Source organism: Pirellulales bacterium, assembly GCA_035499655.1.
In the GTDB taxonomy this organism is placed as follows: Bacteria; Planctomycetota; Planctomycetia; order Pirellulales; family JADZDJ01; genus DATJYL01.
In genome coordinates this window covers 1-7,298 of sequence record DATJYL010000163.1, presented here as the reverse complement: position 1 = coordinate 7,298, position 7,298 = coordinate 1, and the positions used below count along the sequence as shown (strand labels likewise).

11 protein-coding genes are annotated in these 7,298 nt (G+C 52.0%); 7 read left to right on the top strand and 4 right to left on the bottom strand.

Annotation, left to right across the window (positions count from 1 at the left end):
* Positions 1-107 precede the first annotated feature (107 nt).
* The 7 genes from VMJ32_11750 (at position 108) to VMJ32_11720 (ending at position 3,726) form a co-directional block, all read left to right on the top strand.
* Positions 108-494 (top strand): hypothetical protein, encoded by a 387-nt coding sequence (locus VMJ32_11750; GenBank protein HTQ39695.1) that lies wholly within the window; start codon positions 108-110, stop codon positions 492-494.
* Complete coding sequence (locus VMJ32_11745; protein ID HTQ39694.1) at positions 487-1,701, top strand: hypothetical protein; 1,215 nt, start codon at positions 487-489, stop codon at positions 1,699-1,701. The genes VMJ32_11750 and VMJ32_11745 overlap by 8 nt, the downstream gene beginning before the upstream one ends.
* 249 nt (positions 1,702-1,950) lie before the next feature.
* Entirely contained in the window at positions 1,951-2,367 is a 417-nt protein-coding gene (locus VMJ32_11740) for an endonuclease domain-containing protein (protein ID HTQ39693.1), read from the top strand.
* Between the two features lie 174 nt (positions 2,368-2,541).
* On the top strand, positions 2,542-2,730 hold the full coding sequence (locus VMJ32_11735; protein ID HTQ39692.1) for a hypothetical protein: 189 nt from the start codon (positions 2,542-2,544) through the stop codon (positions 2,728-2,730).
* The gene (locus VMJ32_11730; GenBank protein HTQ39691.1) at positions 2,723-2,983 is read left to right on the top strand and encodes a type II toxin-antitoxin system RelE/ParE family toxin; all 261 of its coding nucleotides are present in this window, start codon (positions 2,723-2,725) and stop codon (positions 2,981-2,983) included. The genes VMJ32_11735 and VMJ32_11730 overlap by 8 nt, the downstream gene beginning before the upstream one ends.
* A gap of 220 nt (positions 2,984-3,203) precedes the next feature.
* Positions 3,204-3,446 carry an addiction module protein gene (locus tag VMJ32_11725; protein HTQ39690.1) on the top strand — a complete coding sequence of 81 codons (243 nt, stop codon included), beginning with the start codon at positions 3,204-3,206 and terminating at the stop codon, positions 3,444-3,446.
* Positions 3,436-3,726 (top strand): type II toxin-antitoxin system RelE/ParE family toxin, encoded by a 291-nt coding sequence (locus tag VMJ32_11720; GenBank protein HTQ39689.1) that lies wholly within the window; start codon positions 3,436-3,438, stop codon positions 3,724-3,726. The genes VMJ32_11725 and VMJ32_11720 overlap by 11 nt, the downstream gene beginning before the upstream one ends.
* A 64-nt stretch (positions 3,727-3,790) precedes the next feature.
* On the opposite strand, the gene VMJ32_11715 is transcribed toward VMJ32_11720, so the two are convergent.
* The 4 genes from VMJ32_11715 to VMJ32_11700 form a co-directional block, all read right to left on the bottom strand.
* Positions 3,791-4,630: a hypothetical protein gene (locus VMJ32_11715; protein HTQ39688.1), complete on the bottom strand. Its 840-nt coding sequence runs from the start codon at positions 4,628-4,630 to the stop codon at positions 3,791-3,793.
* Between the two features lie 727 nt (positions 4,631-5,357).
* Positions 5,358-5,531 carry a hypothetical protein gene (locus tag VMJ32_11710; GenBank protein HTQ39687.1) on the bottom strand — a complete coding sequence of 58 codons (174 nt, stop codon included), beginning with the start codon at positions 5,529-5,531 and terminating at the stop codon, positions 5,358-5,360.
* Between the two features lie 10 nt (positions 5,532-5,541).
* The gene (locus VMJ32_11705; protein ID HTQ39686.1) at positions 5,542-6,348 is read right to left on the bottom strand and encodes a hypothetical protein; all 807 of its coding nucleotides are present in this window, start codon (positions 6,346-6,348) and stop codon (positions 5,542-5,544) included.
* A 49-nt stretch (positions 6,349-6,397) separates the two neighbouring features.
* Positions 6,398-7,298, bottom strand: a 901-nt coding sequence (locus VMJ32_11700) for a hypothetical protein (protein HTQ39685.1), incomplete at its 5' end; no start/stop codon positions are given.

Genomic DNA, 7,298 nt, shown 5'->3' with positions numbered 1-7,298 from the left:
ACGATAATTCTGGTTTCACTTCCGATAGGTAAGATGGTAGTTGAATAATTTCCATGTGGGGGGTATACTCCTGAATTGAACCCTCATCTGTCAAGGAGCTTATCGGCATGAACAGAATTCTCGAGTACTTCGACCTTGGTTCCAAATTGCGACCAATTCGTGCTCAAGCAACGGCTGCCGGCGAGAAACCTCGCACCATTCATTTGATACCGCAGTACTTGGCGCTAATCTCCGGAATTGTACTACAGCCGTTCTTTCAGAAATACATGTCAACAGGCACGTGGGATTTTACCGGTATTTTGGGATGGCTTATTGCTTCTGTTGTGATATCGCTAATGGCATTTCCAGCCGTGTATAAACACGCCTTGGACCCCGAACAGCCGATCTTTGTCCAATTCTGTGTTATTTTTACTTCCGGTACCGGATGGCAGACAATTGTGACAAGTGCATTAAAGGCTGCCGGTGTTGTTGCTGGAGGCAACCCTCATGCTTGATGAGCTCTTGAATTTATCAGATGGCTTACGAAGCGAATTGTACGAGCAGCTCCGCTCGATATTTCCGGAAGATGTGATTCAAGGGGCCATACTCGAATGCGATCAATACTGGTTTGAGACTGCTCGAATAGATGCGTATTGCCAACATTTTCCCTTTTTTGCCCGTTACTTTTATGACTGGCCCTACGATGGACGTTACCCGAAATTCTTTCAAGGACTGTTGAGTGCTTTCAAGTTGAAATTGGATTTTAGATTTCGTCCTCCAGAGTGGGATACCCATTGCAAAAATATGGGGTATCCGGAAGGGTCGGGGCCTTTTATTATTCGAGCAATTCTGCGTGCGTCCGCACGAGCCATAAAACCACAGTATATCGACACGAGTCAAGGAATTAGGGTTTTTGAAGGATTATATCCCATCCTATTTGAGTATCGTCCGCCATGCCGAGCATTACTAGGCGACCGGTTTAAGCGAAGTCTGGGTCTAAATTCGCTAAAACGAATTCTTGGCATAAGGAAGCAACCAGCAATAAGCGTGGGTCAATTGAACCCACGGACAGCCGGAACATTAGGGGGTTTGCTGTCTTGCCGAGCGAGTGGTGAGACCTTTATTGCCAGCTGTGCGCACGTCTTGGGAACCACTGGCACATCTTCATACCGCCATGGAATATTTGCAAATCGAAGTCGTCTTGGCACTGTCCAATTCTCGAAACTCGCCTCATTGAAACCGAATGGTGCCAAGTGCAATCCCGTTGCATATCCGAACGCCGAATCACTGGATGTTTCAATCACGAAGCTAGATGAGGGAATTGAGACGCTCCGTGGAACCGGCGAAGTCTCGTCTGTCCAGCGAGTGAAGCCAATTCGCGAAATGCAGCCGTACGACCAAGTACATTTTCGGGGACAAGCGAGTGGCTACGTAAATGGTCAACTTGGAGGTGTTGTGATTTGGTATCAGATCGAATTCAATGATGGCCCTCGTTGCTTTGGGCGTATCTTCGAAATAAAATCGACGCCACCACGCTACATTTTTCACGAACTCGCAAGGCCGGGTGATTCTGGGGCGTGGATTTTCAGTATGCTTGGCGAAGCTACTGAATGGAATGGAATGTTGATAGGCTGCGATGGAGCAAATGCGTATGCATGCTTTGCCGAAACAATTCTCGGCGAGTGCAATAGTTCTTTTCCCGGCGGTCTTACACCGATTTGAAAGTACGAGTGCCATGCCCACGGTTCGACGTGGGCATAAAGAGCTGTGAAAAAACATGGCCACTCCGAGCAGTCTCGGCGCGCCGGGATGGCACCCTTTGCCCGCCACAGCCGTGTAGATAATCTAACATTGGCCGCTAGCTCAAAATCTCCCTCTCCCCTTGCGGGAGAGGGCCGGGGTGAGGGGTAGCAGCTCGCAAGACGATGGCTACTTAACAATGTAGATAGACAAGAGGGCAGGAAATCCACCATGAACAAATCGCTCCCACGTGCCAAAAAACTACGCCGTTCGCTCACCGACACAGAGCGATTCGTTTGGTCGCGCATGCGCGGCCGCCGGTTTGCTCAATTCAAATTTCGCCGACAAGTGCCGCTGGGCGAATACATTGTCGATTTCGTCTGCTTCAAACAACGGCTGATTATCGAACTCGATGGCGGGCAACACAGCGTGCAGCAATCGTACGATGCCCAGCGGACATGCTGGCTGGAATCGCAAGGGTTTGCGGTCCTGCGATTTTGGAATCACGACGTGCTGCAAGATTGGGACACCGTGGCCGAGGTAATTTGGCAGAAGTTGCAGACCGAACCGCCAGCCACTTCTTCACGAAGAACCCCTCACCCCCGACCCCTCTCCCACAAGGGGCGAGGGGAGAAAAAACGAAACTAACGCGCCCGGCTGCCACTGGCTCTGCCAGTGCTGCGTGCCGCACAGGAAACCACTGGCAAAGCCGGTGCCACCCAGCCAGTCCTCTGCGTCTCCGCGCCTCCGCGGTTCCAGAAGAATTCGACCCGCAAACACTCTCAATTGGTGCGGCTGCCAAAAATCGTCTATAATTGTTGCATGAGCACCGCCGAACTACGACGCGAAATCAAGCAATTGATCGATAAGCTGCCGCCCGATCGGCTGGAGTCGTTGGCCGGTTTCATCGAAACCATGAACCGGCCGCTCACTCGGCGAATCAAACAAGCGGAACGCTCCATCGCCAAAGGCAAGGGCACCGCCTGGCGCAAGGTCCGCAAGGATGTTTGATGTCATCCTGTCGCCCGAAGCCACGGCGTTTTATGCCGCGGCCCAACTCCCCTTGGCGAAGAAATTGGCCCGCTGCTTTGCGCAACTGGAGCGTGATCCTCGTCGACACAACAACATCAAGCGGTTGACTGGAAAGTTTGCCGGTTACCTACGGTATCGTATCGGCGATTGGCGAGTGATCTATCGGATCGACGACAGTACAACTCGGGTATTCGTGCTGTCGATTGCACATCGGCGTGAAGTTTACGAATAGTAGCTGCGCATTATGCCGGGCGCCGGGTGCCATGCCCACGGTTCGACGTGGGCATGAAGTGCTGCCAAAAAGCATGGCTACTGCGAACCGTGGCCATGGCACTCAGCGGTGTAGGGTGCGTCAAGGCCGCTACAGACGCACCATGAGCGACTTTGCGGTTTATCACCATTTCTCGGTCCGAAACCACGTGATTTGTGATATAATCCAGTTGGAGGCCCCCATGTCCGACTACGATTCCATCCTGTCCGCTGCGTTCAACATGGCCATTGCCGACCGGTTGCGGCTAATTGACGAATTGGCCGCCAGCGTGCCGGACGATCAACCTCCCACGCTCTCCAAGCAATGGCTGGCCGAAATCGAACGCCGCTCCGCGGAAATCGATTCCGGCAAAGTCACACCGCAACCCTGGTCCGATGTCCGCCAGCAACTCTTTTCGCAAGTGGGCCTGAAACGTGCGGATTGATTTTCATCCCGCGGCCACGGAAGAATTGACCCATTCGGCTGATTGGTATCAACAGCGCAGCCAAACGGCAGCCCAGCGATTCGCGGTCGCCATCGACGAGGCCATTTCAAAGATTGCCGCCGTCCCCGACCGATTTCTGGCGGTCGATTCACGCCACCGCGCATGCAGCGTGCGTGATTTTCCGTTTCAAATTGTATTCCGACAAGAAGGCGATCGAATTTATGTGATCGCCATCGCCCATGCCAAGCGCCGGTCTGATTATTGGAGATCTCGCAAGTGAGCCACGCCACCGTGCTTGACGCAATCAAACCTCTGCGTCCTCTGCGGTTCCAATTTGCCGTCGCCTAAACCGTGTCGTGCTGCAAATCGCCGGAGCGGTATTTGAAGTTCGGATCAATCGTCTGCGAGCCAAAATCGTTGCCCATTCCGGAAATGATTCCATTGGTGCCGTCGGTGTCGGCAAACGTCGCGGTGCCCGCGGTCGATTTCACCACACTCACGCTGTCCATGTTCCCGCCTCCCACGTCCACGTTAATCGCGTCGGTTTTCACTTTCGAAAGAGAAACGGCATCCCGGCCGTCGCCGGTATTCACCGTCAATGACGACGTTCCCGGCTGCAGCGTCGAATTCATCACGTTCACGCTGTCCATGCCCGAGCCGGTATAAACACGCATGTCCCAAGCGCTTAAATGATTGGCAATCACCGTATTGTTGCCGTCGCCCAGATCGAACACCGAATAATAAATGTGGTCGATCGCTTCGACGTTCACGTTAGTGGCCATCACCACGTCGTTGCCGGCGTTGCCATACACGCCCAGCCCGTAACCGACCTTCACGTTGTCAAGCGTGGTTGTGTTATTTCCGTCGGCGCCAAACACGTTCAAAATGTGCGGCACCGTAGCGTTTTTGACGGTCACATTGTCATTGCCACCGTTCATGTATAACTGAACGTCATGAGTCACGGGCCCGGTGGTGACCGACGATTTGCCGTCGATTTTCGTTCCTGCCAGCCCGGTAATCTTCCAGCGATCGCCGGAAACTTCGGTCAATTGCAGCATGTTGGCGGCATTGTCGCCGTTCACGGTCAGACTGCCTCCGACCACTGCCCAGGTCACATTCCCCGCCAACAGTTCTCGTGTTTCCAAGCGTTCAAACGATCGCACCGGTTTGTTCTTGCCCTTCATTGCCATGTTCCCTGTTCACAAAAGTTATGGAGGGGCGAAAACGCCGTTCGCCGAAAAAACAACTCGCATCAGGACCGCAAAGTTCGTCTTTCCCTTGGAAGAACCAATCCATACTGCGGGATCGCACGAGCCGAATACCCGTGTTTCGACAAGCAACCGCCCGCCCCAGCCTTTCCCAAACGTAGCTCATCCGCTTGCGCGCAGCGGCAAACAAACATCAAATTCCCGCGCCGACCATAAAAAGCGTTGCCAAAAAACGACATCCCCATTCAAATGAATCGACCCCCGTTTCCCCCTCCGCCTTCTACCCCCTGCCTTCTGCCTCCTTCTTTCTGCCTCCCGCTTCACCCCTCACCCCTCACCCCTCACTTGCCCCCTGGCCCAAAAACTCCCTTGCCTTCTCCGCAGAAAGGCTTTGTCCAAGAAGTGACGCGCTAGGGCGTTCTGTCCAGAAAGTCGCGCGGCTGTCCAGAAAGTTGGATTTTGACGCCAATTCACCAAAACCAATTTCTGGGTTTGCGCCGCCAAAGATAGATTCCCAACGCGAACGCCAGCGGGCATGGCCAAAAGCAGTAGAGAAACCCGCCCCAGTCGAACGGTCCGTGACCATTCACGACAGCGATTAGGTATTCAGTCGCGATCATCCAGGCCATCGCGATTGCGAGAGCTATTAGGCATCCGCCGCCGAGTTTCATGCCCCGCATTGTAGCAGAGGGGCGGCAATATTTTACCGCCGTTTCGTAGCGGCCAGCGCTGCCTGCTTTGACCGGTCAAGAATTACAGACTGCGCGGCACGAACGTACTCTTCCGGAAATGGAACGAGAACGATCTTCACTTGGGCAGCTACTTTGACCGAATCGGTTTTAGCGCATTTTTTCTGTCCAGCAATTTCGACTGCCACGTAAATCTCCTTAGTGCCTGGAAGAATCGTAGGCTGATCCAAGAAACGTTCCTAACGTGTCAGCAAACAGTGCGCCTAGATGAAATGCTGGTGTCTTGTGCAAGGCGTCAAGATATTCTGCGGGACGCTCCACATAATTGAATATATCAGGAATTTCGGGGAATGCATTTGTTTTGTGGGAGTCGAACGCCAAAAACCCGACGTTTCCCATCAATGTGCCAGCCGTATTTTGAGCATATCGTAATGGAAATACAAGAACCGAGTGGTAGTATTTTGACCAATGTGGCCTTGTGCAGTGAAATTTTGATCCGTATTTCGCCAGATCGTTACACGAAAAGCATGTTAGCCCTTCCGGCCAATGCGTTTCTCCGTCAAAGCGACCGGTTAGCGCGCACCAAACGGAATTCTCATCGACTAAATGGGCCTGATCATCATCAAGGTCTTGCGGCCTTCCATCGGTAGGCGTTGAGCGACCCCAGGTTCCGACGCGCTCGCTGCCACCGTCTATCTGCGGCAGTACGACTTTCAAACAACAGTGTAATTGATTTGGGCTTAAATTAACTAGGCCACCCATTCCCATTCTGCATGCGGTGCATACATCAACAGCTAAATTTGCGGCGATAGCATGGTGGCGGTCCCATTCTTGATGCATTTGGCAGGAAAGTCTGCGGGCCGCGTGAAGGAAGCCATGATGCAGTGGCGTCAACAATTTTAATTTCGACTTGTCACTCCACCGCCGAACAAATTTCCTTCGCGCTATCCATCGACCAACACCCCATGTCCACTTTGCAGCAACTATCGCATCGCCTGGGTCCATAATTGTATCCATTGCTATTGGGGGAACGAGAAATCACGTTGCGACAGCATTATTCAACCTGTCGCTTAATAAATTCGTGCATTAGCGGAACAGCAAAGGCATATTTGCCATACCTGTTTTTGTATACCAACCCGATCTCTGACAGTTTGCTGAACATTTGACTGACATGACTTGGGCTAAAAGGCTGATCCAAAAGTTCAGCGGATTTCTCGGACACCTCTTGCAAAGTGAATTCACTTGCGCAGTTATGCAGCGAGGCAACAACTTTCAATAATTGTCGCTGCCGATCCGTAGCTTTTGACCACCGACCAGAAAAAAAATCGGTATCAAGTTTGCGCATTACATCAATGACAAAAACACTCGGCTGGTCAATTCCCGCTTCTTTTTGCTGCAAAAACGAGTCATACGTTTCTTTGCAAATGAACTGTATAAAATAGGGATAACCACCAGATTCATGGATTATCGTGTTGACCGCCTCGGCCTTTAGTTTGATTGGGCAATGATCAGTTTCGATTGGCTTTACAATCGCATCTCGACTTTCATCTTCACTAAGTCGCTCAAGTGTCATGACGCGAAACATTCGTTCCGAAAAAGTTCGTGCTTCGACAAGCTTAGGAAATAGAGTTGGCAATCCAGTCATCGCCAACATAAATGGAATCCCCTTTTTTTGAATTGACTGGAAGCAGTCAAGCATCAAAGATAGCGGATACTCACTTTTCGCTGCATGGTCCATCATGTTTTGAGCTTCGTCGTAAGCGAACACGATGCCCTTCGTACCCTTTCCCTTCAGGCACTCCCAAACGAATTCCAGCACCGCTCGAATTTTGTCGCTCACCAAACCATTGGTTTGGCCGAACACCGCCGTTAGGGTGGAATAATCAAGCCGCTTGTCGACGAGTTCCTTGCCGAAACCGATTGCCTTTGATTCTTCCTTTCCGATTACAACCGGG

Excerpts from the sequence above, each read along its gene's own strand:
- VMJ32_11750 (HTQ39695.1), top strand. The coding sequence starts at position 108 with ATGAACAGAATTCTCGAGTACTTCGACCTTGGTTCCAAATTGCGACCA.
- VMJ32_11745 (HTQ39694.1), top strand. The coding sequence starts at position 487 with ATGCTTGATGAGCTCTTGAATTTATCAGATGGCTTACGAAGCGAATTG.
- VMJ32_11740 (HTQ39693.1), top strand. The coding sequence starts at position 1,951 with ATGAACAAATCGCTCCCACGTGCCAAAAAACTACGCCGTTCGCTCACC.
- VMJ32_11735 (HTQ39692.1), top strand. The coding sequence starts at position 2,542 with ATGAGCACCGCCGAACTACGACGCGAAATCAAGCAATTGATCGATAAG.
- VMJ32_11730 (HTQ39691.1), top strand. The coding sequence starts at position 2,723 with ATGTTTGATGTCATCCTGTCGCCCGAAGCCACGGCGTTTTATGCCGCG.
- VMJ32_11725 (HTQ39690.1), top strand. The coding sequence starts at position 3,204 with ATGTCCGACTACGATTCCATCCTGTCCGCTGCGTTCAACATGGCCATT.
- VMJ32_11715 (HTQ39688.1), bottom strand. The coding sequence starts at position 4,630 with ATGAAGGGCAAGAACAAACCGGTGCGATCGTTTGAACGCTTGGAAACA.
- VMJ32_11705 (HTQ39686.1), bottom strand. The coding sequence starts at position 6,348 with ATGGACCCAGGCGATGCGATAGTTGCTGCAAAGTGGACATGGGGTGTT.